General features: G+C 62.2%; 21 protein-coding genes, 2 tRNA genes and 1 pseudogene. 14 read left to right on the top strand and 10 right to left on the bottom strand.

Annotated features, from left to right (window positions below):
* Window positions 1-3 precede the first annotated feature (3 nt).
* On the top strand, window positions 4-747 hold the full coding sequence (locus tag IVB05_RS21000) for an amino acid ABC transporter ATP-binding protein (RefSeq protein WP_247786492.1): 744 nt from the start codon (window positions 4-6) through the stop codon (window positions 745-747).
* Between the two features lie 109 nt (window positions 748-856).
* Here IVB05_RS21000 and IVB05_RS21005 read toward each other — a convergent pair whose 3' ends face one another.
* From IVB05_RS21005 to IVB05_RS21020, 4 genes are all read right to left on the bottom strand, one after another.
* Window positions 857-1,897 (bottom strand): cysteine synthase A, encoded by a 1,041-nt coding sequence (locus tag IVB05_RS21005; protein WP_247786493.1) that lies wholly within the window; start codon window positions 1,895-1,897, stop codon window positions 857-859.
* Between the two features lie 89 nt (window positions 1,898-1,986).
* A complete protein-coding gene (locus IVB05_RS21010) occupies window positions 1,987-3,216 on the bottom strand; it encodes a cyclopropane-fatty-acyl-phospholipid synthase family protein (protein ID WP_247786494.1) in 1,230 nt (409 codons plus the stop codon).
* Window positions 3,217-3,271: 55 nt separating this feature from the next.
* The gene (locus tag IVB05_RS21015; RefSeq protein ID WP_247786495.1) at window positions 3,272-4,126 is read right to left on the bottom strand and encodes a DUF1365 domain-containing protein; all 855 of its coding nucleotides are present in this window, start codon (window positions 4,124-4,126) and stop codon (window positions 3,272-3,274) included.
* Between the two features lie 2 nt (window positions 4,127-4,128).
* Window positions 4,129-5,454, bottom strand: a complete 1,326-nt coding sequence (locus tag IVB05_RS21020) for an FAD-dependent oxidoreductase (protein ID WP_247786496.1) — start codon at window positions 5,452-5,454, stop codon at window positions 4,129-4,131.
* Between the two features lie 430 nt (window positions 5,455-5,884).
* Here IVB05_RS21020 and IVB05_RS21025 point away from each other — a divergent pair, with 430 nt between their 5' ends.
* The 9 genes from IVB05_RS21025 to IVB05_RS21065 all read left to right on the top strand — a co-directional run bounded on the left by IVB05_RS21025 (window position 5,885) and on the right by IVB05_RS21065 (window position 19,099).
* A complete protein-coding gene (locus tag IVB05_RS21025) occupies window positions 5,885-7,345 on the top strand; it encodes an efflux transporter outer membrane subunit (RefSeq protein ID WP_247786817.1) in 1,461 nt (486 codons plus the stop codon).
* Entirely contained in the window at window positions 7,335-8,741 is a 1,407-nt protein-coding gene (locus IVB05_RS21030; RefSeq protein ID WP_247786497.1) for an efflux RND transporter periplasmic adaptor subunit, read from the top strand. The genes IVB05_RS21025 and IVB05_RS21030 overlap by 11 nt, the downstream gene beginning before the upstream one ends.
* Window positions 8,742-8,788: 47 nt before the next feature.
* Complete coding sequence (locus IVB05_RS21035; RefSeq protein ID WP_247786498.1) at window positions 8,789-11,938, top strand: efflux RND transporter permease subunit; 3,150 nt, start codon at window positions 8,789-8,791, stop codon at window positions 11,936-11,938.
* Entirely contained in the window at window positions 11,939-15,043 is a 3,105-nt protein-coding gene (locus tag IVB05_RS21040; RefSeq protein ID WP_247786499.1) for an efflux RND transporter permease subunit, read from the top strand.
* A 34-nt stretch (window positions 15,044-15,077) separates the two neighbouring features.
* Complete coding sequence (locus tag IVB05_RS21045; protein ID WP_247786500.1) at window positions 15,078-15,884, top strand: DTW domain-containing protein; 807 nt, start codon at window positions 15,078-15,080, stop codon at window positions 15,882-15,884.
* A 207-nt stretch (window positions 15,885-16,091) separates the two neighbouring features.
* Complete coding sequence (locus IVB05_RS21050) at window positions 16,092-16,571, top strand: hypothetical protein (protein ID WP_247786501.1); 480 nt, start codon at window positions 16,092-16,094, stop codon at window positions 16,569-16,571.
* Between the two features lie 404 nt (window positions 16,572-16,975).
* Window positions 16,976-17,836 (top strand): hypothetical protein, encoded by an 861-nt coding sequence (locus IVB05_RS21055; protein WP_247786502.1) that lies wholly within the window; start codon window positions 16,976-16,978, stop codon window positions 17,834-17,836.
* Between the two features lie 393 nt (window positions 17,837-18,229).
* Complete coding sequence (locus tag IVB05_RS21060) at window positions 18,230-18,910, top strand: hypothetical protein (RefSeq protein WP_247786503.1); 681 nt, start codon at window positions 18,230-18,232, stop codon at window positions 18,908-18,910.
* Window positions 18,911-19,025: 115 nt separating this feature from the next.
* Window positions 19,026-19,099: transfer RNA gene (locus tag IVB05_RS21065), tRNA-Cys, on the top strand.
* A 299-nt stretch (window positions 19,100-19,398) separates the two neighbouring features.
* Here the strand turns inward: IVB05_RS21065 and IVB05_RS21070 are convergent.
* Together IVB05_RS21070 and IVB05_RS21075 are read right to left on the bottom strand one after the other, a co-directional pair.
* Window positions 19,399-20,055, bottom strand: a complete 657-nt coding sequence (locus tag IVB05_RS21070) for a PEPxxWA-CTERM sorting domain-containing protein (RefSeq protein ID WP_247786504.1) — start codon at window positions 20,053-20,055, stop codon at window positions 19,399-19,401.
* Window positions 20,056-20,534: 479 nt separating this feature from the next.
* Window positions 20,535-20,714, bottom strand: coding sequence for a hypothetical protein (locus IVB05_RS21075; protein ID WP_247786505.1), 180 nt, complete (start codon window positions 20,712-20,714; stop codon window positions 20,535-20,537).
* 254 nt (window positions 20,715-20,968) lie between these two features.
* Here IVB05_RS21075 and IVB05_RS21080 point away from each other — a divergent pair, with 254 nt between their 5' ends.
* Window positions 20,969-21,226 (top strand): hypothetical protein, encoded by a 258-nt coding sequence (locus tag IVB05_RS21080; protein WP_247786506.1) that lies wholly within the window; start codon window positions 20,969-20,971, stop codon window positions 21,224-21,226.
* Window positions 21,227-21,241: 15 nt separating this feature from the next.
* Here the strand turns inward: IVB05_RS21080 and IVB05_RS21085 are convergent, their stop codons facing one another.
* Window positions 21,242-21,895 carry a TetR/AcrR family transcriptional regulator gene (locus IVB05_RS21085; RefSeq protein WP_247786507.1) on the bottom strand — a complete coding sequence of 218 codons (654 nt, stop codon included), beginning with the start codon at window positions 21,893-21,895 and terminating at the stop codon, window positions 21,242-21,244.
* Window positions 21,896-21,996: 101 nt separating this feature from the next.
* On the opposite strand from IVB05_RS21085, the pseudogene IVB05_RS21090 reads away from it, so the two are divergent.
* Window positions 21,997-22,809: pseudogene (locus IVB05_RS21090) on the top strand (NmrA family NAD(P)-binding protein); the annotation flags it as partial.
* A gap of 10 nt (window positions 22,810-22,819) precedes the next feature.
* A complete protein-coding gene (locus IVB05_RS21095; RefSeq protein WP_346771870.1) occupies window positions 22,820-23,302 on the top strand; it encodes an anthrone oxygenase family protein in 483 nt (160 codons plus the stop codon).
* Window positions 23,303-23,373: 71 nt separating this feature from the next.
* Here IVB05_RS21095 and IVB05_RS21100 read toward each other — a convergent pair whose 3' ends face one another.
* The 3 genes from IVB05_RS21100 to IVB05_RS21110 form a co-directional block, all read right to left on the bottom strand.
* On the bottom strand, window positions 23,374-24,099 hold the full coding sequence (locus IVB05_RS21100) for a choice-of-anchor K domain-containing protein (protein WP_247786508.1): 726 nt from the start codon (window positions 24,097-24,099) through the stop codon (window positions 23,374-23,376).
* Window positions 24,100-24,487: 388 nt separating this feature from the next.
* Window positions 24,488-25,153, bottom strand: coding sequence for a CHRD domain-containing protein (locus IVB05_RS21105; RefSeq protein ID WP_247786509.1), 666 nt, complete (start codon window positions 25,151-25,153; stop codon window positions 24,488-24,490).
* A gap of 741 nt (window positions 25,154-25,894) precedes the next feature.
* Window positions 25,895-25,969: transfer RNA gene (locus tag IVB05_RS21110), tRNA-Asn, on the bottom strand.
* 271 nt (window positions 25,970-26,240) lie between these two features.
* On the opposite strand from IVB05_RS21110, the gene IVB05_RS21115 reads away from it, so the two are divergent.
* Complete coding sequence (locus tag IVB05_RS21115; protein ID WP_247786510.1) at window positions 26,241-26,420, top strand: hypothetical protein; 180 nt, start codon at window positions 26,241-26,243, stop codon at window positions 26,418-26,420.
* The last annotated feature ends 97 nt before the right edge of the window (window positions 26,421-26,517 follow it).

Raw genomic sequence — 26,517 nt, forward strand, 5'->3', positions numbered from 1 at the left:
ACCATGACCGCAAACCCGATTGTCGGAATTAACACCCTCAACAAGTGGTACGGCGATTTTCACGTGCTGCGCGACATCAACCTCGATGTCGCCAAGGGCGAGCGCATCGTGATCTGCGGCCCGTCAGGCTCGGGCAAGTCGACGCTGATCCGCTGCATCAACGCGCTGGAGGAATTCCAGGAAGGCAACATCGTCGTCGACGGCATCGAACTGGGACCGAACCTGCGGAAGGTGGACGAGGTCCGGCGCGAAGTCGGCATGGTGTTCCAGAGTTTCAACCTGTTTCCGCACCTGACCGTGCTGGAGAACTGCACGCTGGCCCCGATCTGGGTGCGCAATATCCCCAAAAAGGACGCCGAGGCCGCCGCGATGAAATATCTGGAGCGGGTCAAGATCCCGCACCAGGCCAACAAATATCCCGGCCAGATGTCAGGCGGTCAGCAGCAGCGCGTCGCGATCGCCCGCGCGCTGACCATGAATCCCAAGGTGATGCTGTTCGACGAGCCGACCTCGGCGCTCGATCCCGAAATGGTCAAGGAAGTGCTCGACACCATGGTCGATCTCGCCAGGGAAGGCATGACCATGCTGGTGGTCACCCACGAAATGGGATTTGCCCGCGAAGTCGCCAACCGCGTCGTCTTCATGGACGCCGGCCAGGTGATCGAGTCAAACACGCCGCACGAATTCTTCGCCAATCCGCAGCACGCCCGGACGAAGTTGTTCCTGAGCCAGATCTTGCGGCATTGATTAGTCGCGTAGGGTGGGCAAAGCGCAGCGTGCCCACCAACAGTGGTGCGGTTCGATAGATGGTGGGCACGGCGCAAGAGCGCCTTTGCCCACCCTACGACATCTCCGCTCACACCTTCTCGAACGGCACGTCGATCTCAGTGCGCTTTTCCAGCCATGCCGGCACCGGCAGGTTCTTCGAGCGCATGAACTCCGGATTGAACAGCTTTGACTGATAGCGGTTGCCGGAATCGGCGAGGATGGTGACGATGGTCTTGCCGGGACCGAGCTGCTTGGCGAGCCGGATTGCGCCGGCGATGTTGATGCCGGTGGAGCCGCCGAGGCAGAGGCCCTCATGCTCGAGCAATTCGTAGATTATGGTCACTGCTTCCTCGTCCGAAATCAGGAAGGCATCGTCGACCTTGGCCGTCTCGATCACGGGCGTGACGCGGCCTAGTCCGATGCCCTCGGTGATCGAGTCGCCCGGGGTCGATTTGGCGGTGCCGTGCTTGAACAGCTCGTACATCGCAAAGCCGTGCGGATCGGCGCAGGCGTTGACGATGCCCGGGTGCTTTTCCTTCAGATAGCGGCTGGCGCCGGCCAGCGTGCCGCCGGTGCCGACCGAGCAGATAAACCCGTCGATCTTGCCGCCGGTCTGTTCCCAGATCTCCGGGCCGGTGGATTCGTAATGCGCCTTGGCATTGTCGAGGTTGTTCCACTGATCGGCAAACAACACGCCGTTCGGCTCGGTCTTGCGAAGCTGGGCGGCCAGCCGCCGCCCGACATGCTGATAGTTGTTCGGATTGGAAAAGGGCAGCTGCGGCACCTCGATCAGCTCGGCGCCACACAGCCGCAGCATATCCTTTTTTTCCTGGCTCTGGGTGTTCGGAATGAGGATCAGCGTGCGATAGCCGCGTGCGCTCGCAACCACCGCAAGCCCGATGCCGGTATTGCCCGCGGTCGATTCCACCACCAGCCCACCCGGCTTGAGGTCGCCGCGCTTCTCGGCCTCCAGTATCATCCACTTGCCCGCGCGATCCTTCACCGACTGACCGGGGTTCATGAATTCGGCCTTGCCGAGAATGGTGCAGCCGGTCAGCTCGGAAGCGCGCTTGAGTTTGATGAGCGGCGTGTTGCCGATCGCTTCGATGACGTCTTTGTTGAAGGCCATGTTTTGAAATTGCCGGTTTGTTTGCCTAATCGTTGGGCGACCCTAAAGGACCGCCGCAGGGCATACAAGCCAGCGCTGAAACAGGGCTGTCAGCCCGATTTCGCAAACACCACCTGACGCACGTCGATATTTCCGGACAGGAACCCCGCCTCGCAATAGGCCAGGTAATACTCCCATAGCCGCCGGAAGCGGTCGTCGAAGCCTGACGGCGTCAGGTTGGGCCAGGCTGCGCGGAAATTGCTTCGCCAGATCGCAAGCGTCCTGGCATAATCTTGCCCGAAAATGCGTTCGCGGATGACGGGAACGCCGAAGCGCTCGCCGAGCGTTTTCAGGATCTGCGGCGAGGGCAGCATGCCGCCCGGAAAGACGTAGCGCTGGATGAAATCGACTTCGCGGCGATAGGTCTGGAACAGGCTGTCCTGGATGGTGATGGCCTGGATGCCGGCGAGCCCGCCGGGCAGCAGGCGGTCGCGCAACTGTGAAAAGTATTTCGGCCAGAATTGCTCGCCGACCGCCTCGATCATCTCGATCGAGGCGATCCGGTCATAGCGGTCGCGCTCGTCGCGATAGTCCTGCAGCCTGATCTCGACCTTGTCGCCGAGACCGGCATTGTGAATGCGCGCCTGGGCAAAATCGCGCTGCTCCTTGCTGATGGTGAGCCCGACAACTTTGACGCCGAACGTCTTGGCGACGTATTCGGCAAAGCCGCCCCATCCGCAGCCGATCTCCAAAAGCTTCTGGCCCGGCCGCAGATCGATGGCCTCGGCCAACCGTCGGTATTTGTTGTGCTGGGCCGCTGTCAGGTCCGGCGTGTCGTCCTCGAACAGGGCCGATGAATAGGTCATGCTTGGATCGAGCCAGGCCGAATAGAACGCGTTGCCGATGTCGTAATGCGCATAGATATTGCGGCGGGCCTGCCGCTTCGTATTGCGGTTGAGCCAGTGTCTGACGGCCTGAAAGGTGCGTGTCAGCGGGTTGGCGACCAGCATGGTCTGCATCCAGTCCTGGTTGACGCAGAACAGATAGAGGAATTGCGTGAGGTCGGGCGTGTCCCATTCACCGCGCAGATAGGCTTCTGCGATACCGATGTCGCCGCCGCGAAGCAGCCGTGAGGCGAAGCCGTAATCGTAAATCTTCATCGCGGCGGCGGGGCCGGGGCCGTTGCCGCCCAAACGGACCGTGCGGCCGTCGGCCAGGGTCACGTCGAGCGTGCCGTGCTTGAGTTTTGAACCAAAGCCCAGCGCCAGCCGGACCAGGCGGGGCAATTCCGGAAACGTCGCGTCTACAGTTTCCAATGTGACCGAAATCAACTCGGACATGGGCGATCCATCGAATGGCGGTTTACCCGGCCTCGCATGGTCAATCGACCCTGCTTCAATCCTTGGCACGGGTGGACAACGCCGGCGAAGTATAATCGTTGCTTTTCCCGGTCGCCAAGCCGGTATTGAGGGCTGCGTCCTTCCGCGGCACCAGCCGCGCGCCCTTCAGCCAGAGCCGCAGCGCCTCCCAGTGGATCGCCGCCATGATCTTGATTGTGACCAGCGGGAGGGCGAAAAACGCGCGCAGCAACTCCCTGGTGTTGATCACGCGACGGCTGCCATTGAAAGTTGCAGCGAGCAGGGGGCCTTCGCGGTCGGTTTCCAGAATTCGCAACTGGACGCGGTCGCCCGGCGGCAGCACGCGAAAATGGTAGCGCATCGCCGTCCCGATGAAGGGCGAGACGTAGAACAGCTTGTCCTGCCGCTGCCGCACGCCGGCGTCGCTGATTTCGCCGGATAGCACCGGCAGGACGTAAGGATGGATGTCGCCAAAGGTGTTGCGAACTTCATAAATCAGCAGTGCCAGCTCACCATCAGCGCCATAGCAGAAATAGACCGAAAGCGGATTGAAGGTGTAGCCGAGCAGGCGGGGGTAAGACAGCAGCAGCACCCGTCCGCCCGTGAGGTCGATGCCGCGCTCGGCCGCGCAACGTTGCGCGTAGGCGCGCAGAGATGATCCGTCCCGCTTGCCATGGTCGGCCTCGTGGAAACTGTAAAGCGCCGCGCGGTTGACGCCGAACAGCGGCGATTGCCGGTCCGCGTCCGCCAGTCGATCGAGATCGATCAAGAGGCTCATCACGCGATAGCTGAAGCGATGGCTCATCGGCTTCAGCCGCGCATGCATGACGCAGCCGACGTAAAGCGCCGCGGCGTTGGAAGGTCGTTCGGATCCTGCCGGTGTTGCGCGCATAACTACTCCGCGGCTTCCGCCAGTTCGGGCGGCGCTTGGCGCCATGGCGCGACCGCGCCGAGCGCTTCGGCGACCGCAAGGCCTGATCGCAATCCGTCCTCGTGGAATCCGTATCCGGTCCATGCGCCGCAGAACCAGGTATGCCGCTGGCCCTGAATCTCGGGCAGGCGCTTCTGGGCGGCAAAGGCTGTGGCGTTATATTGCGGATGCTCGCACAGGTACTTGCCGAAGGTCAGCGCGGGATCGGGCGCGACCGGCGGGTTGAGGCTGACGAACAACGGCTTGTCGTGATCGATGCCCTGCAGCTCGTTCATCCAGTAGGTCACGGAGACGTCGTTATCGACGCTGTGATCGAGGCCTCCTTGGCGCGGCCAGCGCAGGAAATTCCACGAGGCCCAGGCACGCCGGCGCTTCGGCATCAGCGCGGGATCGCGGTGCAGATAGATCGTGTTGGGGGAATAGCCGATCGCGCCCAGGATGGCGCGCTCGCGGTCGTCGGCATCCGACAGCATCGCCAGCGCCTGATCGCTGTGGGAGGCAATCACGACGTGATCGTAGGTGCTGGTCTTGCCGTGGCTGTCGTGGACGACGACGCCATGCGACGTGCGCTCGATTGCGGTGACGGCGCAGCCAAGCCTGATCCGGTCGCGGAATGAAGCGGTGAGTTTTTCGACATAATACCGGCTGCCGCCCTTCACGGTGCGCCAGACCGGGCGGTCATATTGCAGCAGGCGATGATTGGCGAAGAAGGCGACGAAATTTTCGGCCGGAAAATCCAGCATCTCGCTCGATGGCGCCGACCAGATCGCAGCGCCCATCGGCGCCAGATAATCGGTCAACAGCCGTGGCGCGAAATGACGCGTGCGGAAATATTCTCGAAGCGTCAGCCCGGCCAGTTTTCCGGCCGCGTAATCCTCGACGCTCTGCTGGTTGAAGGTAATGATGTCGCGCAGCATCCAGAGATAGGAGGGCGACAACAGGTTGCTGGCTTGCGCGAACAATCCGCATGCCGTTTCGAACCAATTGTTGCCGCCGCCCTTCCACTCGAAGCTGCCCGTATCCGCCGTCACCGCAAAACTCATGCAGCTTTCGACGGTCTCGACACCGAGATGGGCGAACAGCGCCGTCAGGTCCGGATAGTTCAGTTCGTTGTAGACGATGAAGCCGATGTCGACCGCAAGCCGCGTGCCGTCATAGTCGATGCTGACGGTATGGCTGTGGCCGCCGGGCCTGAGTTCGCGGTCGTAGACGGTGACCGGATAATGATTCGACAAGGTCCAGGCCGCGGCATTGCCGCTGATTCCCGTCCCGACCACCGCGACCCGCATTTTTGGCCCTCCGCTGCACGCTGCGAGATACGGGGGGCTGTTCCCGGAGTTTCAAATCGGCCACAGGCGCGGATTCGCTGTAGGACAGGCGATGCGGGACGTCAGAACAGGGGAAAAACCCCAAGAAAACCGCATGAAATCTTCGTAAGATTTCGGCCGTCCTGCCGCGTCCCGAGATCGCTCCAGACCCTATAAAATAACGGTAAGTGAGCTCATTGGCGGCTGTTTTACGTGTCCAAACCAACGATCGGTGAAGGGCCGCGCGGGGCTGTCCGCGCCCCAGCCGCAAGGGTAGTATGGTGCTTCGGATCCAACGGAAGCATCACCCCGTGAACGTATCGCACGCCATCAGGAGAAGCGCTCGTCGTGCGCCGGGTCGGGATTTGCCCGGTGGAGAACGGGTGTGACCCAGCGAATTGCAGCTGCTGCGATCGAAGGTTGGCCTGCGCTCATTCCGGGCGGCAAGCGGCTGGCGCGATCGCTTGCGGTGCTTGGCCTCGTCGCCAGCTCGGCGGGCTGCATCCTGACCAAGGATCTTCCAGACCCCGCGCTCGACATACCCGAAGGCTACAAGGCGGCGCGGCCTTCGAAGGCTGCGGATGCGCCGCCGACGCTCGACTGGTGGCGCGGTTTTCGTTCGCGCGAGCTGACGGGGCTGATGGAGGAAGCACAGACCGTCAATCTGGACATTGCGGCGGCCACCGCGCGGTTCAGGCAGGCCGATGCACAGGCGCGGATCGCCGGCGCGGCGCTGCTGCCTACTCTCAGCGGCAGCGGCTCGGAGAGCTATTCCCGGACCTCCGGATCGAGCGCCAGCGGCCTGAGCATTGGCGGCCGTGAGGTGGTCAACTATTCGGCCTCGCTGAGCGCCAGTTACGAGCTGGACTTCTGGGGCAAGAACCGCGACGCCGCGCAGGCCGCGGAAGAGACCGCGGTCGCCAACCGCTTCGATCGCGACGTCGTCGCGCTGACAACGCTGACGACGGTCGCGAACGCCTATTTCCAGGTGCTGACGGCGCAGGGCCGGATCAGGACCGCGCAGCGAAACATCGCCAGCGCCGAGCGCATCCTCAACGCCATCAAGGAGCGCTTCAAAGCCGGCACCGGCACCGACCTCGACGTCGCGCAACAGGAGAGCGTGGTCGCCAACCAGCGCGCGCTGGTGCCGCCGCTGCGGCAAACGCTCGACCAGAACATCAATGCGCTGGCGACCCTGGTGTCACGGCCGCCGGAAGCCGTGCGCGTGACCGGCGGTTCGCTCAACCAGATCGCTTCGCCGCGCGTCACACCCGGCCTGCCATCGGAACTGCTGACGCAGCGTCCCGATATCCGCCGCCAGGAAGCCCAGCTTGCCTCCGCGACCGCCAATGTCGGCAACGCCCGCGCGCAGTTTTTCCCGAGCATTCAACTGACCGGGCAGGGCGGCTATCAGAGCTCGGCGCTGACGTCGCTGTTTCAGCCGCACGCCGCGTTCTTCAGCATGGTCGGCAGCCTGACCCAGCCGATCTTCGACGGCGGCCGGATCCTCGGCAATTTCGAGTTCACCAAGGCGCGGCAGGACGAACTGCTGCAGACCTACCGCAAAACCGTGGTGCAGGCGTTTGCCGATGTCGACAATGCGTTGATGTCGATCCGCCAGACCACCGAGCGGCTGCGGCTGCAGCGCGAGGTGGTGGCGGCATCGCGGCGGGCCTTCGAATTGTCCGAACAGCAGTTGCGGGCCGGAACCGCCGATATCGTAACTGTGCTAAATACACAGCAGACGTTATTCCAGGCTGAAGATTTGCTGTGGCAGGCCCAACTGGCCCGGCTGCTCGCGGTCGTCAGCCTCTATCAGGCGCTGGGGGGCGGCTGGGAGCCCAGGATGGAAAGGCCGGTCGATGCTCTTTAAGCCGGAAGATGACAAACCGAGGACGGCGGGCAAGCGCGTCGCGCGCGGCATTGGCCGGCGGATGGTGTCGCTGACGATTACGCTATTGATCCTCGGCGGGCTCGGCTATCTCGGCTGGTACGCCTTTCAGCAGAAGCCGGCCGGCCGTGGCGGCCCCGGCGCGCGCCCCGACCTCCCGGTGCCGGTGCTGGCGGCGACACCGCGCACGCAGGATGTGCCTGTGTACCTCGATGCCGTGGGCTCGGTTCGCGCGTTGAACAACGTTATCGTGCGCGCTCAGGTCGACGGCAAGCTGATCAAGGTGAATTTTGTCGAGGGCCAGGACGTCAAGCAGGGTGACGTGCTGGCCGAGATCGACCCCGTGATCTACCAGGCGCAGTACGATCAGGCGGTGGCGAAGAAGGCGCAGGATGAGGCGCTGCTCGCCAACCAGAAGCTCGATCTGGCGCGCTATCAGCAACTCGCCGCGTCGAATGCCGGCTCCAAGCAGCAGGCCGATACGCAGCGCGCCGTGGTCGCCCAGCAGGAAGCGCTGGTGCAGGCCGACCAGGCCGCGATCGACAATGCGCGCGCGATGCTCGGCTACACGAAGGTCATCGCGCCGCTGACAGGGCGCGTCGGCCTGCGCCAGGTCGACCAGGGCAACATCATCCGTGCGGCTGATGTAACCGGCCTCGTCATCATCACCCAGTTGCAGCCGATCGCGGTGCAGTTCAGCCTGCCTCAGCAGCAGATCGTGCGGGTCAACGCCGCCGCCGGCAAGGGCGTGCTGGCGGTGGACGTGTTCGGCAATGACGGCGTCACCGTCGTCGATACGGGTACGCTCAAGGGCATCGACAACCAGGTCGATCCGACCACGGGCACGCTGAAGCTGAAGGCCGAATTTCCGAACGCCAAGTTCCAGCTCTGGCCCGGACAGTTCGTCAATGTGCGGTTGAAGGTCGAAACGCTGGAGAAGGCGATCGTGGTGCCGGCGTCGGCGGTGCAGCGCGGCCCCGTCGGGACGTTCAGCTATGTGATCGGCCCCGACAATGTCGCGACCGCCAAGCCGGTCGTGGTGACGCAGCAGAACGAAAACGACGCCGTCATCGCCAGCGGCCTTTCCACCTCCGACCGCGTCGTGACGACAGGCTTTGCCAATCTATCCGACGGCGCCAGGGTCCTGATCGGCACCGACGATCGGGCGCCGACCGCCGACCTCGCGCCGCGCAAGCGCAGCCGCAGCCCTGATGCCAAGGGAGATGGCAAGGGAGATGGCAAGGTAGATGCCAAGGGCGGTCAGGGCAAGGATGGCGAACACCGCGGCAAGCGCGAGCGCGGCGAGGGCGATCAGAAGGGACAAACCGGCCCGGCACCAGCCGAGCCATCGGGCGGCGCTGCGAAGTCGCGGCCATGATCGACACGCCGCACGCCTGAAATGAATTCGCAAGTGAGGACGCAACCATGAGCGTCTCCGAACCGTTCATCCGCCGGCCGATCGCGACCTCGTTGTTGGGGATCGCGCTGATGATCGGCGGTGCGCTCGGCTATTGGGCGCTGCCGGTATCGGCGCTGCCGCAGGTCGATTTTCCGACCGTGCAGGTGACGACGCAACTGCCGGGCGCGAGCCCTGACGTGATCGCATCCCTGATCACGGCGCCGCTGGAGCGCCAGCTCGGACAGATTCCGTCGCTGTCGTCGATGCAGTCGACCTCCTCGTTCGGCGTCAGCCAGATCTCGCTGCAGTTCGACCTCAACCGCGACATCGATGGCGCCACCCAGGACGTGCAGGCCGCGATCAACGCTGCCGCCGGGATCCTGCCAAGAAACCTGCCTTATCCGCCGACCTATGCCAAGGTGAACCCGGCCGATGCCCCGGTCCTGACGCTGGCGCTGACGTCGGACACGATTTCGCTGCGCGCGATGAGCGATATCGCCGATACGATTTTGGGCCAGCGGCTCAGCCAGATTTCCGGCGTCGGGCGCGTTGCAATCCTCGGCGGGCTCAAGCCCGCGGTGCGGGTGCAGGCCGATCTGGCGCGGCTCGCCGCCTACGGCATCTCGATGGAGGATTTGCGCAACGCCATCGCGGGCGCCAACGTGTCGGGGCCGAAGGGATCGCTCGACGGCGCGCAGCAGGCCTACACCATCGCCGCCAACGACCAGATCGCGGCGGCGGAAGCCTACAAGCCGATCATCATCGCCTATCGTAACGGTTCGCCGGTCACGATCGGCGACGTCGCCATCATCATCGATGGACTGGAGAACGATCGCACCGGCGGCTGGTATCAGGGCACGCCGGCCGTGATCATCGACATCCAGCGGCAACCCGGCGCCAACGTGATCGAGGTTGTCCGGCAGATCCGCGCGGAAATTCCCAAGGTGCAGCGCGCGATCCCGGCCGGCGTCAACCTGACCATCGTCTCCGACCGCACCGTCACCATTCGTGCCTCGGTGCGCGACGTCCAGTTCACGCTGATCCTTTCCGTGGTGCTGGTGACGCTGGTGGTGCTGCTGTTCCTGCGGTCGCTGCGCGCGACGCTGATTGCGGGTGTGGCGTTGCCGCTGTCGCTGATCACGAGCTTCGGCATCATGTATTTTTCGGGCTTCAGCCTCGACAATCTGTCGCTGATGGCGCTGACGATCGGCACCGGCTTCGTGGTCGACGACGCCATCGTGATGATCGAGAACATCGTCCGCCACATGGAAAACGGCGAGTCCGTGATGGAGGCGTCGTTGAAGGGCGCCAGCGAAATCGGCTTCACCGTGATCTCGCTGACGGTGTCGCTGATCGCGGTTTTCATCCCGCTTCTGTTCATGTCCGGACTGGTCGGACGCATGTTCCGCGAATTTGCGCTCACGCTGACGATCGCGGTCGTGACCTCGGCGATCGTATCGCTGACGCTGACGCCGATGATGTGTTCGCGGCTGTTGAAGCATGTCGGGGAGGAGATGACGGTCCCGGGGCTTGCCGCCGTCAGCCGCTTCATCGACCGCATGGTCGCGTTCTACCATCGGACGCTGCTGTGGGTGCTGCAGCGCCAGCGCGCGACCCTTGTCGTGACGTTCGCCACCATCGCCGCGACCCTCGTGATGTATGTGATCGCGCCAAAGGGCTTTTTGCCGCTGCAGGACACCGCGTCGATCACGGCGGTGACCGAGGCCGGTCCCGACGTTTCCTTTGCGGAGATGCAAAGCCGGCAGATGACGGCGGCGGCCGCGATCCAGGCCGATCCGGATGTGGTCGGCGTGGTCTCCGTGATTGGCGCAGGCTCGGTCAACCCGACTACCAATGTCGGGCGCCTGGTGATGACGCTGCGGCCGCGCGGCGAACGGCACGATGACGTTTCCGTCGTGGTCAACCGGCTCAAGCAACGCACCGCGTCGATCCCCGGCATGACCATCTATTTCCAGCCGGTGCAGGACGTGCAGATCTCGACCCAGTCGAGCCGCTCGCAGTACCAGTACACGCTGACCGGCACCGACGCGGCGCAGGTCTCGCTGTGGTCGCAGAAGCTGATCGCCGAAATGCGCCGCGACCCGCTGTTCCGCGACGTCTCCTCGGAAGCGCAGGAAGGCGGTCTGCGCGCCGCGCTCGATATCAATCGGCAGCGTGCCGGCCAGCTCGGCGTCAGCATCCAGGCGGTCAACGACACCCTCAACGACGCCTTCGCGCAGCGGCAGATTTCGACCATCTACGGCCAGGCCAACCAGTATCGCGTGGTGCTGGAGGCGATGCCGATGTACCAGCGCGATCCGTCGATCCTGTCGAAGCTCTATCTCCCGGGGGCCGCGAGTACGACCGCAGGCGCGCCCGGCGCCCAAGTGCCGCTGTCGGCGGTAGCGACGCTGACCCGCACCACCGCGCCGCTGGCGATTTCGCATCTCGCGCAGTTTCCGGCCGTCTCGCTCAGCTTCAACCTCGCGCCCGGCGAGGCGCTCGGCGACGCCGTCGAGGCGGTCAAGAAAATTGAGACCAGTATCGGCATGCCCGGCAGTATCGTCGGCGTCTACGCAGGCGATGCGGCCGAGTTCTCCAAATCGCTGGCCGGCCAGCCTTGGCTCATTCTGGCGGCGATCGTCACCATCTACATCGTGCTGGGCGTGCTCTACGAGAGCTACATCCACCCGATCACCATTCTCTCGACGCTGCCGTCCGCAGGCGTCGGCGCCATTCTGGCGCTGATGCTGTTCGGGCAGGACCTGTCGGTGATCGGCCTGATCGGCATCATTCTATTGATGGGCATCGTCAAGAAGAACGCGATCATGATGATCGATTTCGCGCTGGAGGCGGAGCGGCATCAGGGCATGTCGCCTAATGAAGCCATCGTGCAAGCCTGCCTGTTGCGGTTCCGCCCGATCATGATGACGACGCTGGCGGCGTTGTTCGGCGCGCTGCCGCTGGCGATCGAAAGCGGCACCGGCGCCGAGCTACGGTTTCCGCTCGGCATTTCCATCATCGGCGGCCTGCTGCTGAGCCAGGTGCTGACGCTCTACACGACGCCGGTGATCTATCTGGCGCTCGACCGGCTCAATCGCAAAATCGAGAAGGCGGTGCCGGACCCAGGGCCACCCGGGCCGACGGTTGCCGGCGCGACCGAGGGGATGCAATAGATGGCATCGATCTCGGAGCCCTTCATTCGCCGGCCGGTGGGCACCACGCTGCTGGCGATCGGGCTCTTTCTGGTCGGCATCGTCGCCTATGTCTTCCTGCCGGTCTCGTCGGTGCCCAACGTCGAATTTCCGATGATCCGGGTCTCGGCGACGCGTCCGGGCGCGGACCCTTCCGTGATGGCGGCCACCGTGGCAGCACCCTTGGAGCGCCGGCTCGGCCAGATTGCCGGCATTGAGCAGATCACCTCGACCAGTTCGCTCGGTACCACCAGCATCCAGCTGCAGTTTGCGATCGGCCGCGACATCGACCGCGCCGCGCGCGACGTCCAGGCGGCGATCAATGCGTCGCTGGCGGACTTGCCGAGCGACCTGCCGTCGCTGCCGCGATTCCGTAAAGCCAATCCGGCGGCTGCCCCGGTGTTCGTGCTGGCGCTGACGTCGAAGACCCTGACGACCAGCGCGATGTATGATGTCGCCGATACCGTGATCGCGCAGCGCATCTCGCAGGTGCCGGGCGTCGGCGAGGTCAACGTCACCGGCGCCGACCAGCCGGCGGTGCGGATCGCGCTCAACCCGGTGGCGCTGTCGAATGCAGGTATCGCGACCGACGACGTGCGGCTGGCCATTATCAACGCCAATCCGCTGGGGCCGGTCGGCATCTTCAACGGCGGCCGCCAGAGCGAGACGATTTCGACCAACAAGCAGATGCGCACCGCGGCCGAATTCCGCGACATCATCATCAAGAGCTCGGGGAGCAATTTCGTCCGCCTGGCCGATGTCGCCGACGTCGAAGATTCCGTCCGCAACAGCCGCTCGATTGCCTGGTTCAACAAGCAACCCGCGGTCCTGATCCAGATCACCAAGCAGGGCGACGCCAACGTGATCGACACCGTCAACCGGGTGAGGGCACTGCTCCCGGAACTGAAGCAGTGGCTTCCGGGCGGGGTGGAGATTTCAACGCTGGTCGACCGCACCGGCACCATCCGCGCCAGCGTGCTCGACATGCAGTACACGCTGCTGGCGACCGCCTTCCTGGTGATGGTGGTGGTGTTCGTCTTCCTGCGGCGGCTGACGCCGACGATCGCGGCCGGCGTCTCGGTGCCGCTGGCGCTGGCCGGCACCTGCGCCGGGATGTGGCTTGCCGGGTTCTCGATCGACAATCTCTCGCTGATGGCGCTGGCGATCTCGGTCGGCTTCGTCGTCGACGACGCCATCGTCATGATCGAGAACATGTACCGCAACCTCGAACAGGGCATGGCGCCGTACCCGGCGGCGCTGGAGGGCGCCAAACAGATCGGCTTTACGGTGCTCTCGATCAGCCTATCCTTGATTGCAGCCTTTACGCCGCTGATCTTCATGGACGGGATCGTCGGCCGGCTGTTGCGCGAATTCTCGCTGACGCTGACCTTTGCCATCGTGGTGTCGACCGTGGTCTCGCTCACGGTCACGCCGATGATCTGTGCGCACTACATCAAGGAGGCGACGTCGGACCATGCGACCTGGTTCGACCGCCTGGTCGAGGGCACGCTGTCGCGCATCATTTCTTTCTACACCTGGACGCTGCGGGCGGTGCTGGGGTTCCCGTTCCTGACCCTGCTCGTGTTCTTTGCCACCATCGCGCTGACGGTCGTGCTCTATATCAAGACGCCGAAGGGCTATTTCCCAACCGACGACAGCGGGTTCGTGATCGGCGCGACACGCGCATCCCCCGACACCTCGTTCCAGGCGATGCTCGGGCTGCAGCAGCAACTGGCCGACATCGTGATGGCCGATCCGGCGGTCGCCGGCGTCGGCTCTTCGCTCGGCGGCACCGCCGGTCCGGGCGGTGGCGGCTCCAACCGCGGCACCATGTTCATCAGCCTGAAGCCGCCCGAGGAGCGGGCGGGCCTGTCGACCGCGCAGGTGATCGATCGCCTGCGGAGGAATCTCTACCGGGTGGCCGGCATCCGCCTGTTCATGTTCGCGGCACAGGACATCCGTACCGGCGGACGGCAAAGCGATTCCGACTATCAATATACGCTGTCGAGCACCAACCTCGACCTGCTGCAGAAATGGGCGCCGCTGGTCGCCAAGCGTATGGAGACGGTGGAGGGCATCACCGACATTTCCAGCGACCGCGATCCCGGCGGGCTGCAATTGTCGCTGGTGATCGATCGCAAGACCGCGTCAAGCCTCGGCGTTCGCGTCCAGGACATCGACAATGCCCTGAACAACGCGTTCGCGCAGCGGCAGATCTCGATCATCTATACCCAGCGCAACCAGTACATGGTGGTGCTGGAAATCGACCCGAAATTCCAGAGCGATCCCTCAAATCTGGAGCGCATCTTCGTAGCCGGCGCCAACGACGCCCAGGTACCGCTTTCGGCCGTGGTGCGCTACCAGCGCGGCCTGTCGCCGCTCGCGGTGTATCACTCGCAATCGTTCCCCTCGACGACGGTCTCGTTCAATCTGCTGCCCGACGTGCCGCTGGAGGTCGCGACCACGAACATCCAGCGCGCCGTCGAGGAACTGCACATGCCGGAAGGCATCCGCGGCAGTTTTGACGGCAATGCCGGTGATTTCAACAAGACCAGCGGGCGGCAGCCGCTTCTGATCCTCGGCGCATTGGTGGCGATGTATATCGTGCTCGGCGTGCTCTATGAGAGCCTGGCGCATCCGATCACGATCATCTCGACATTGCCGTCCGCAGGGCTCGGCGCGCTGCTGGCGCTGCAGGTGACGAATACGCCGCTGACGGTGATCGCCTTCGTCGGCATCATCCTGTTGATCGGCATCGTCAAGAAGAACGGCATCATGATGGTCGATTTCGCGCTCGATGCCGAACGCAACCGCGGCCTGTCGTCGGCGGACGCGATCTTCGAGGCGTGCCGCGCCCGCTTCCGGCCGATCCTGATGACGACGCTGGCCGCCTTGTTTGCCGGCATTCCCCTGGTCATTGCCACCGGCCCCGGCACCGAGCTGCGCCGGCCGCTCGGCATCACCATCATCGGCGGATTGTTCGTTTCGCAGATCCTGACGCTGTACACGACGCCGGTGATCTACCTCCTGATCGACCGGCTGCGGCAGCGATCCCGGCCGGCCGCGGTCGCCGCGCCCGCCGAATAGTTGAATTAATGGCCACGAAGCGTATAGCGGGCGGATGTCAGAACAAGCCAATCCCAAGTCCGGTGTGCCCAAGTCCGGTGTGCCCAAGTCCGGTGTGCCCAAGTCCGGCGTCCCCAAGTCCGGCGTCCCCAAGTCCGGAGCCGCCGTGGAGGTGGTGCCGGACTGCCCGCATTGCGGCAAGCCGCTGCCGCTCTGCATCTGCGACAGCGTCACGCCGATCGAAAGCAGGACCTCGCTGCTGATCCTGCAGCACCCGCAGGAGCAGGACAGGGCGCTCGGCACCGCGCGGCTGACGGCGATGCATTTCAAGGATGCGGTCGTCAAAATCGGCCTGTCCTGGCCAAGCCTCTCCAAGGCGCTGGGACGGAAGGTCCACGATCCCTCGTGCTGGGCGGTGCTTTATCTCGGTTCGGCCAAGGTCGCCGATCTCGATACCGATGCCGAGATCGTCGCGATCAACCGCAAGGGCGAGGTCGAGCCGCACCAGCGCGCGATCCTCTCCGACATCGAAGGCATCGTGCTGCTCGACGGAACCTGGAGCCAGGCCAAGGCGCTGTGGTGGCGCAACGCGTGGATGCTGAAGTGCCAGCGGGTGATCCTCGGTCCCAAGCGACCGTCGCGTTACGGCAAGCTCCGCAAGGAGCCGCGCGGCGACGGTCTTTCCACCCTCGAGGCCGCCGGCCTGCTGCTGGCGGGGCTCGAAAAGCGGCCGGATATCGCCGAGACACTCAACGCCAGCTTCGATCGAATGCTGGCGCGGTATCGGGAAGTGCAGGCCGAAATGCCGGCGCTCGCGCCGAAGCCGAAGAAGAAGGACTATCGGCGGCGCAAGCGGGGCTGACTTCCGACCGTTCAACCAGAGGGCTGCCGACGCGGTGCGTGTGTCTCGCTGGGTGTGCAGTGTTGCACCGTTACCCGCCTGGTTCCAATGTCTGGATCAAGACATAGGTAATCCTAGTTTGCCCGGAAACGGCTGTGGACAATGGTGACAGCGCTCTTGACGGTGATAAATTCCTTACCCTCCGCGTAACAATTTGGAGCTTAGTCGATGACTTTAAGCACAGAAATTCTCACGCGCGCTCCATTACTCAGCGCTGATGAACTCGAAGGGGAAATCGGCAACATAATCAGCAGAACTCGGCGAGTGCCCGTCGTCCGGGGCGTGTCCGAGAACCACGATCATCCGTTACCGAAAGGCCCGATGCCCGACTACGTCGAGCACAAGGAAGGGGTCAATCAGGTCGGCAAGCTCTCGGCCGAAGCCGTGGTCCGCGAATACGACGCGGCAGTGAAAGAGATTGAAGCGCTCGGTGCCGAACTGACCGAGGCCGCCAAGAAATGTGAGGCGATGGTTGCGGGCGTTCACGCCACGGTGAGCGAGATCAAGGAGTTGGCGGCGAACTATCGCGAGGAAGGCAAACGCTACTTCCTGCAGATCGAGGATTGTTCCCTGATGACATCCGAAGTCCGCAGCGTCTGCGAGATGCTCAAAAAGAAAATTGCCGCAGGTAGTAGTCTCGCCGCCTGATGTTCCGGCTGTGGCCGGTCCTGCTGATGGCCGCGCCGTTCATCACCGCGGCCATCAGCTGGGTGTTCTAATGGCGCACCGGGCATTTAGGCGAAGCGCAGTTCATCTTTGGCGGCGTTGCTTGCTTAGCTGATGAGCGCTTTCGCTGCCCTAATACGCGTGAGCGGCCGCAATGGGCCGCGGTCCAGAGAGCAGCAGCGCGGTCAAAATTGGCTGGCCACGGCAGCCGCCGTGCCACACCTATGCCATTGTGGCGATATGTCGCCAACGCCGCCCCGCGAAACGGGGAGCCATTTGCAGGCTCAATGATTATCTGCGCCAGTGCATCTGGCGTCGAGCGGCCGGGCGCGGCTCGTCTTCAACACTTCATACCTCTGCGCTCCCTCGGAAAGGATATTGGCGGTTTGTCGTCTTCTATCACCTCGCATCTTCCTTTCGGTGGCGCCGAACTCAGCCTCCGGAAGAAATTCCGCTTGTTCTTCACGGTTGGCATCATCGTCCTGTTACTCGGCGGCGCCAAGGCAATCGTTCACTATTTCGAATTCGAGTTCCTCGATCTCAACGGGCTGGTGACAAGCGGGATTGGTGGCGCCATCTTCATCATCGGCTTCCTGCTGTCGAGCATTCTCAAGGACTACAAGGAAGCCGAACAAATTCCTACGGTGCTGCGCACCGCGATCGAAGCAATCGACGGCGATCTGGAATGCTTCGCGCGGACCAACGAGCGCTTCAATCTCAGGGAAGCGCGGCTGATCCTGATCGAGGTCATCGCAAAGCTGCGCGAAGGTCTGGGCCGTGCCTACCACCACAAGAATATTTCCCCCGTGCTCGACGAACTCGGCAAGCTGACGCCTATCCTTGGTCGACTGGAGAGCATGGGCATGGCTGCGAATTTCGTCGTACGTCTGCGCACCAGTCAGGATGCGATCCGCAGGGGGCTGCTTCGCATCTACACCATCCAGCGCGTCGAATTCGTCCCATCGGTGCATGTGCTCGTGCAAACGCTGGTACTTTCGATCATCGTCCTGCTGCTCCTCCTGAAGACCGAGGGTGATCCGGCCGCGGCCCTGTTGTTTGGATTCATCACCTACATGTTCGTCTATGTCCTGTATCTGATCCGGCTGCTTGAACAACCGTTCGCCAAAGGACACGGCTCCGTCGACGACGTCAGCTTCTTCCTGCTCGATGAACTGGAGGAGCAATTGCGGCGCTCGCTGGACCCCGCCGTTGGACGGCCGCGGCTTCAGGCAATGGAGGGGGTCTGAGCGGTGCACGATGTCCGAACGGCGCGGCGAGGGTGGTGCGCCGTCCGCGTCCGCACCGTCTATTTGTTGAAGCGGGCCTGGCCGGATTTCCGGCGTCTTTCTTCAGTTGCAGGCTAACGGCCGCGCCGTTCATCGTGGCGAAAATTAGCTGGGTATTCCAGAGCATTTTCCAGCGAAGTGGCGACCGGTTCGCGTCAAGAAAACGCGTCAAATCAAAAATCTAGAGCCCCGTTCCGATTCCATCGGAACGGAAAAGGCTCCAGGCGGCAAGGCTGTCACCGAGATGTTGATGACGGCACGCGCCAGATGGCAGGTTGGATGTTGCGCCCACACGTTGCTCCGTTCCGTCTCCCGCACTATCACTGATGCGTCGGATGCAAGCGGAGCAACGGGATGGAATTGGTTGCGCATTTGCGCCTGTCGAAACAGGCTTTGATCGATCTGGTTTTCTTCTGCGGCGTTCCGATCGTGCTGGCGGTGCTTTCGGCCATTCTCGGGCCGTATACGGCCATCATGGGCGCCGCCGGCGCGACCGTCTACGTCCTCTCGCTCGCCATTGTGCCCTGGTGGCTGACCGGCCTCGTCACCCAATTGGTGAGCCAGAGAGTCCGGGGCAAACTGCCGCTTTGGCTGATTGCGGCCATCGGTGCCATCGCCTCCGGCCCGTTCGTGTCGCTGTACGTATATGCCGTCAATTCGATCGCAGGAGACACCTGGCCTGCCCTGGGCACCTTGGTGCCGGCTAGTTTCAGCGCGGGACATATCAAATCCGCCGCCTTGTCCGAGGGGCGCGCCATCGTTCTCTGGATCGCCTTCGTTGTCATTTTCCATGAGACGCTGGGCTGGATGAGGTTTGCTCCGCCAACCAGGGAAGCGAGCCGCGAAGACCGCTTTCAACTGAACGGCGCTGAATGGACGGCGGAAGACGATGCCCTGCTGCGATCGTTGATTGGCAGCGGCAAGCCGCCGAGAGCCATCGCGCTGGAAATGAAGCGGACGGTCGGCGGCATCCGCGCAAGGACGGCCAAGCTCGGCCTTCGGAACAACCGTCTCGGCGATACGTCCGTCAACTGAAGCGCCGGGCCGGGCGGCACGATCCGGACTGTTCCAGTTTGCTAACCAGCGCGTGACAGGACCAGCGCTGCTTGGTTGCCTATCCGGGGCAGGGCGTATATGAGTTCGCCGATGGGGCCACGTGGCGGAGTGGTTACGCAACGGTCTGCAAAACCGTGTACACCAGTTCAATTCTGGTCGTGGCCTCCACTCTATCACTTTGAAATAACAAAGTATTTTTATTCGGCCTTTGTTCCGCCGATCCTGCCTGCTACCGGATTGCTACCATTCGTTTCGGACCGGTTCCGGAGAGCCGTTTTTAGGGCCGCATCCACCGTCGCCACAGCGTCCTCCTGCATGTCGTCTTCGTGATCAAGACCTTTCGGTCGCCATCACAGTTGAGCCCCGATTTGCCGAATGCCAGGCGCAACCAGCGGGTGGAGGGCAAGGCAAGCCGAAACAAAAAGACCGCCCGAAGGCGGTCTCTGTATTCTCAAACTAGAATCTGATCAGGCAGCGAGGGCTGCGAACTTGCGACGGCGATACGTCATGTAGCCAACACCGGCAAAGCCGATGATCATCATTGCCCAAGTGGAGGGCTCGGGAACGGGAGCAACACTAACAAACACGTTTATTCCATTGTGAGCTTGCAGCAACTCGGTGTGAGGACCGGCGTAATCTGCCTCTCCCCAGATGATCAGATGGTTGAAGATCCCGGCCCCGTGATCTCCTTGCAAACTAATCCAAGGATCTTCCGCAAGCCCATTTCTGGAAAGGACGTTTCCAATTGTGGTGGTTTCAGCACCGCCATTGATACTTGCTGTAAAGGTGATGTTTGGAGCGAAGTCCCCAGCCCGTGCATCAATCAACGAGCGAAGTGTCGAGTAGGACGTTGAACCCCATGTCGCCCCGTCGCCTGTAATGAAAAGAATTTGCATTCCGGTATACGTGTCGAAAGGGCGCGCGAAATCATTCGCCTGCAAAAGAGACGAATAGGAACCGAAACTATAATCTGATTTCAGTTCGCCGTTGCCGTCAAACACACCAGAGTCGCCGTTGGCCATGCGAGCAATCTGATACCAGGTCCCGCTATCGAGCGGCGAAGCTTGTGCAGCGGAAACTAAGCAGGCGGTAACGAGGCCAACTAGCAGGCTGAATTTTTTCAAGACGTCCCCCAGCGAATAATCAGCTAAAATAATGGAATCAATACAATTGAACCATGCCCTCGGAGCTTAAGTGATGTCAAAGGAGCAAATAGGTCGCCGCTCAGAGACAAGATTCCAGTGTCTGTTTGACCTCACCCATTTGGGTGAGTCATCCTCGACATTCGCGGGAGTACCGAACTATCCGGAAAGCAACACCTCGCGTCGATAGGATTGCGAAGTACAGGGCGATGCAGACCGGAGCTTGCCACCGTATTTGCTACCCAACTCATTATTGAGTGGGGACGGAAAGGCACCAAGCGTGACTCGGCCGCGGAAATAGACAATGAAAAAGGGGCCTTTCGGCCCTAGTGTCACGTAATGGGTTGATGGCGCTAGAACTGCAAAACCGTGTACACCAGTTCAATTCTGGTCGTGGCCTCCATCCATATAATCAATGGTTCAGGCCGGTTATATGAGAGGCCGCAGCAAGCCGGCCGCGGTCAGCAGGCGGCGTACCAGCCCTCAGGAAACGGAACCAGCGGCCAAGGGCCCCGGTTGTCGTTGGCGGCACGCGGCGACGGATAAGAGCGCTGGGTCTGGACCACGAAATCATCCTCCGGGGCTGGCGCAATCGCCGTCTGCACGGCTTCCAGCAGCAAATTGTATTCAACTTCGCTCATCGCGCTCTCCGGGTTCCAGAGGCGATGGTCGCAAAACTATTTTGTTTCCAGATTGAGCGGATCGCTCGAATTTTAACGATTCGGCGACCGCGGCAAAGCTGGTTACTGAAGTGTTGAGTTCCCCGCGCGATTAGTAACCCCGCGCAGGCGGGGCGAAGTGTGAGAAAAATCACTTTTTGCAAAATTTAGTTCGCGTATTCGGCCTGGATGACGCCTGCCTTTTCAAGGCGGGCACGATCCAGGGAGACGCGGTCATGAAGGCAAGGTTTGCGCGAAGTGCGGCACTTCTCCGTCGTTCCCGCCGGGCTTCGACGCTCGGCTTTCTGCTCACACTGATGGCGAGTGGCACGGCCGGCGCCCAGCAAGGCACCCCTGAACAGCGCCGGGCCTGCACGCCCGACGTCTACCGCCTCTGCGCCGGCGAGATTCCGAACGCCCGGGCGATTACCACATGCCTGCGCCGGCAGAAGGCGAGCCTGAGCTCGGCCTGTGCTGCGGTGTTCGGGCAGTAAGTCTCGGCCGCTTCCTTACATCTCCAGCGCGGCTAGATTCTTCGGCAGCATGCGCTTGAACAAAGTGAGAATGCGGGCAGCTTCCTTCGCGTCCTGCGTGATCGCGTGGCGGACTGTCGCGGCGATCAGCGTCATGATCAGTTGGGAAAACGAGGCGAGGGCGGTTGCGGGCGCGTCGGGTGCGATGCGCCGCAGCGCGTCGCCGAGCAGCCCGGCGAGATAGATACCGTCCTCCTCGTCGAGTTTTTGTAAGGAACGGTCGGCCTGCGTCGCCTGCCAGATGTCGCGCATGACCGGCACGTCGATGAACATCTGATAATAGCTGTCGGTAATGCGACACAGGGCCGGATGAAGATCCCGAGCCGTCTTGACCACGGCGAGGTCGCGCCGGACGCAGTCGCGCCCGATCGCGTTGTAGCGTTCCGCCAGCGTGCCGATGATCGCGGTCTTGTCCGGAAAGTATTGATAGAGCGAGCCGAACGGCACGCCGCTGCGCTCGACGACGTCGCTCATGCGGAAGGCTTCGCTGCCTTTTTCAGCCATCAGCTCGGCCGCGGTGCTGAGAATTTTCTCGAACCGCTCGCGGCTGCGCTGCTGGGTCGGGACGAGGCGCGCCAGTCCCGACGCGGCTGCTTCGGCTGTCTTCTGTCCGGCTTTTCCCCGCGGCATCGGTCCTCTCACATAAAAGCGACTTGACGTTACTAATACGAGAGTTTATCGGGTTTAGCAAATACGAGAAATTCTCGTATTGCACCTGGAAAGGATGATCCATGTCAGAACTCCCGATCCTGATTATCGGCGGCGCGGGCAAGACCGGTGCGCGCGTCAACGCGCTGCTAGGGGCGAGCGGCGTCCCGACGCGGCCGGTGTCGCGTTCGACGCCGACGCCGTTCGACTGGACCCGGCCCGAGACCTGGCCGGCCGCGCTTGCCGGCGTCTCGATGGCCTACGTCACCTACCAGCCGGATCTTGCGGTCGAAGGCGCCAGTGATGCGATCGCCGAGGTGAGCCGGTTGGCGCGCGAGAACGGGCTGGAGCGCGTCGTATTGCTGTCGGGCCGCGGCGAGCCGGGGGCGCAACGGGCGGAGGCGGCGTTGCAGCATTCCGGCGTTCCCTGGACCATCGTGCGCGCAAGCTGGTTCGACCAGAATTTTTCCGAAGGCTATCTGCTCGACGGCGTGCTGGCCGGTGAGATCGCCTTGCCGGCCGGCGCCGTGCCCGAACCGTTCATCGACGTCGATGACATCGCCGAGGTCGTCGTCGCCGCGCTGACGGATCGGCGTCATGCCGGCAAGGTCTATGAGGTGACGGGGCCGCGCGCGCTGACGTTTGCGCAAGCGGTCGCCGAGATCGCCCGTGCCGCGGGGCGGCCGGTCGAGTACCGGCAGATCGGTTCGGAAGAATTTGCCGACGGCATGCGGCCCCATGTGCCCGGGGAACACATCGCGCTTCTGCTAGAGTTGTTCACCGTCGTGCTCGACGGGCGCAATTCCGATGTCGCGCACGGCGTCGAACAGGCGCTCGGCCGTCCCGCGCGGGACTTTGCCGACTACGCCCGCCGAACCGCTGCGACCGGTGTCTGGAGGCATGATCATGCAGACGTTGGTAACTGGCCTGCTGTGGTTTTCCGCGATTGGCTGCGGCTTGCTCGCCGGTCTCTATTTTGCGTTTTCGGCCTTCATCATGACGGCGCTGGGCCGCATCGGGCAGGCGGCAGGCATCGCGGCGATGAATGCGATCAACATCGCGATCGTCCAATCGCTGTTCCTGCCGATCTTCCTGGCAACGACGGCTGCGAGCACAGCACTTGCGGTGACTGCGCTGTTGCGCTGGGGCGAGCCCGGCGCGATGGCCATGATGGCTGGCGGTGTGCTCTATGTGCTCGGCATGTTCGTCGTCACGATGATCTTCAACGTGCCCCTGAACAATGCGCTTGCCGCGGCCGATCCCGCAAGCCACGAGGCCACGTCGCTGTGGGCGCGCTATCTGACGGACTGGACGCTGTGGAACCACGTGCGGACGGCCTCGTCCACGGCGGCTTGCGCGCTGTTTATCGCGGCGATTGCGGCGAGGTAGGGTGCCACGGATGCCGACAAAAAAGCCGCCCGGATCCAGGGCGGCTTTCGAATTGCTTTAGTCGCTTGTGATCAGGCGGCCGCGAGAGCGTTTCCACCACGCTTGCGGCGATAGGCCATGAAGCCGACGCCGCCGAAGCCGAGGATCATCATCGCCCAGGTTGAAGGTTCCGGTACAGGCGGAGCATGAATATCGGCGGTGAAATCTGCCACTATCTTGAGAGTCGACGTCCCGCACTCCGGGTTCGTCCATTTGCTTCCATCGTACCATCCATCGCCATATTCAACGAAATGAATGTCGGAAACCGTCACGCCGTTGAGAGTGAATGGACCCAGGTTGTTGAGCGTTACCTGGCTGATGTTGAACACGTTGTCCGGCGACGGGTTGGTCGTCTGCCGGATGTTGAGGTTGAACACCTGAGAATCGGACGAACTGCCCGGCGAGGTGAAGTTCAGCGAAAAGGTGTAGTTGACGTTGAAGTTCTGGTCGGTGTGGTAGGTGGCCTGGTTCACCCAAGTGATCTTGCCGATGACGTAATCGTTCTTATTGGTCGGAACGTTGGTGCCGACGATGTCGGTGATGGTCAGCGTGCTCGACTGATTTCCCGGCCACGTCGCTCCCGACATTTTGAGCACGTTGCCGTTGTTCGTAATGGAACAACCGGGGCTGCCGCCGTTGCAATTCGTGACGTTGGAAAAATTGCCGTCGCCGGTGAAGCTCACGAGCGCTGCACTGGCCGGTGAATGCACTGCAGCGGCGAGTAAACCTGCGGTTAGAATTTTAAATATTTTGCCCATGGCGGGACACCCCCAGCTTTTTAACGATTTATTATAATTGAACCCTTTCAGGTATTATATAACTAGTCAAGGCGACATATTTAAATTTCCAGAATTAAATATCAATCCCCCGGTTGCATGGTGAATGATGTTCGCCTGCAGGGAAGTTCTGGTCGGCTGAACGGGCGGCTTTCAGGGCCGACGATTGCCTCGGGCCGGAGGGCCGGCCGGCGCAGCCGTTTCGTGCGCGCAGGCGCGACAGCTCCCGAATTGCTGACCCACCCGGCGGCTGCAAGGAGGCGATCGATGCGGGTCTGCGGGCTGCGCCGGTTGAGTCAATCCCTGGAGCCGCCACCGAAAAGACCGCCCGAAGGCGGTCTCGCTGCAGATTCTGATCGGCGATTGAAGATTACGCTACTTGAAGCGCACTCTGGTTACGACGGCGGTAAGCCATGAAGCTGACGCCAGCGAAGCCCATGATCAGCATCGCGCAGGTGGACGGTTCCGGCACTGCGCCGATGTTGCCGCGAAGCTCGCCACCTGGGAACTGCATCGTGTGAAAATTGATATACGATTGGCCACCGAGGATGTTGGCCAATTGCGCAACAAGCGTCGTTCCGTTGCCTTCCGGCGCATCCCATTTTCCGCTGATTGAGCCGCCGACGCCGGTTGCGAATGGCGTAAATACCAAATCGTTCGGATTGTTGTCGTTGAAAGGCGCTCCGAAGAATCCCCACACGACGGGTCCGTTAGTCGCCGGTGTTACCAATGGACCGGCGTGAATGTGCGCCGCGATAAGGTTGTCGTTAATGTCCGCGGTTTGCGAGCCGGTGAAGTCAATATTGAAGATTGTCGCCGTGAAGCTGAGTGCCGTCTGGGCCGTGTTTAGAATGAAGTCCACCGTTCCGAACGAAGCAGGGCGCGGCGCCCCGATGGCTGTTGTCGGCACGGCCGCTGGGTTTTCAGCCGAATTAGTCAGGTTGGCGTGGAGAAAAATATCAGCGCGGGCGCTGGCGCTCGACAAAGTAAGGGCTGAGACAAGAACACCGGCAATACCAATAAAGGAACGGTACATATTCAACCTCCAATCAATATTAAACTGCTTGGCCTCGCGACGGCCAAATGATTATAAATGATTATAGTGGAGAAGTTCAACTTTGGGGGCAATTAATCGAAGAAACGCCGGCTCAGTCACTCTTGAGCTTCTTTGCGCGTGTTCTAGTCACTCTAGAACTTCATATCGGAATGCAACGCCTTCCGGGTCGTTCTCCTGAAACCAGGCATCCGCTGTCGCGCACCGGGCCAGCGATCAGGCGAAATGTGGGGACCCAAGCAGTATTCCATGTCTCAAGCGTCGCGTCACAAACCGAGCACTCGAAACTGCTTATTTGTCTACTGCGTGCCATGGATTCGGTACGGCTATAAACCGCGCCGCACTTGCAGGATCGTTGATGCGATTCCTTCATGCCGCATCATGCGCTTAACGGGCGAGGATTACTAGCGCTGCACCTGTGGGGCCGGGCCGCTATTAGGAACGAAGTTGGCTTGCGAGAGTCGAATCCGTGCTTCTGGTTTGTGTCGCCTTAAGGCTCCTGCCAGAAGTGGCTACGGCCATCTTGCGCAATCCGCCGGGCCTCGCAAGCTCATGTCTCAGGCGGGAAGTAGTGCCGCAATGCCAGCCGCACCGCGACGCAGAGGGCGACAACGATCGCCACACCGATAATCCGACCATCCAATGGTAGTCGCTGCGCAGCTGGTTTGCAGACACGAGGCTTGCGCGGCGTGGGGCGAAAATGGGGGAAGTGCTTGATTTGATTGGCTCCCCGGGCTGGATTCGAACCAGCGACCATTCGATTAACAGTCGAATGCTCTACCGCTGAGCTACCGAGGAACAGGCGAAACAAAGGTTCGCGAGCGGGCAGCGTATAACAAAGCCTTTCGGGCTTGCAAAGGACCAAATCACCGGTTGTGTGCTCGGGTGAAGCGGGGCCGGAAAGCCCCTGCGCTACAACCATTTGTCGTCGTTTTCGGCCCCCGGACAGGCGGCGGCTGGAACCGGGCAGGCGCAATTGCGTCATACACAGGTGCGATCGACCGGGCCGCCAATTCGACTCAATCGCCCAAAAGGCTCGGTCGTGCCGGATTTCACGGGAGCTGATTCGATGCCAGCCATTGCGACCGACCTGATCCGCGCGGTACCTTCGATCGTCCCAAGCGACATTCCCGCCATGAGTGACGACGAATGCCTGCTGCGGCTCGCGCAAGCCATTGAAGCGCATGATACCGAGCACCTGGATGAAGTCGCGCGGCTGATCGCCCGGCTCGCCGTGGCGATCGAATAGGCGGCTTTTAGGCGGCTTGCCCGCGCCCTCCGGGCAGCGCGGCAACGGGCGCGCGCATGTTGCGTTTTGCCGAAGCTTGTACCAAAGATGACGCGGT

This window comes from Bradyrhizobium sp. 170 (assembly GCF_023101085.1).
GTDB lineage: Bacteria > Pseudomonadota > Alphaproteobacteria > Rhizobiales > Xanthobacteraceae > Bradyrhizobium.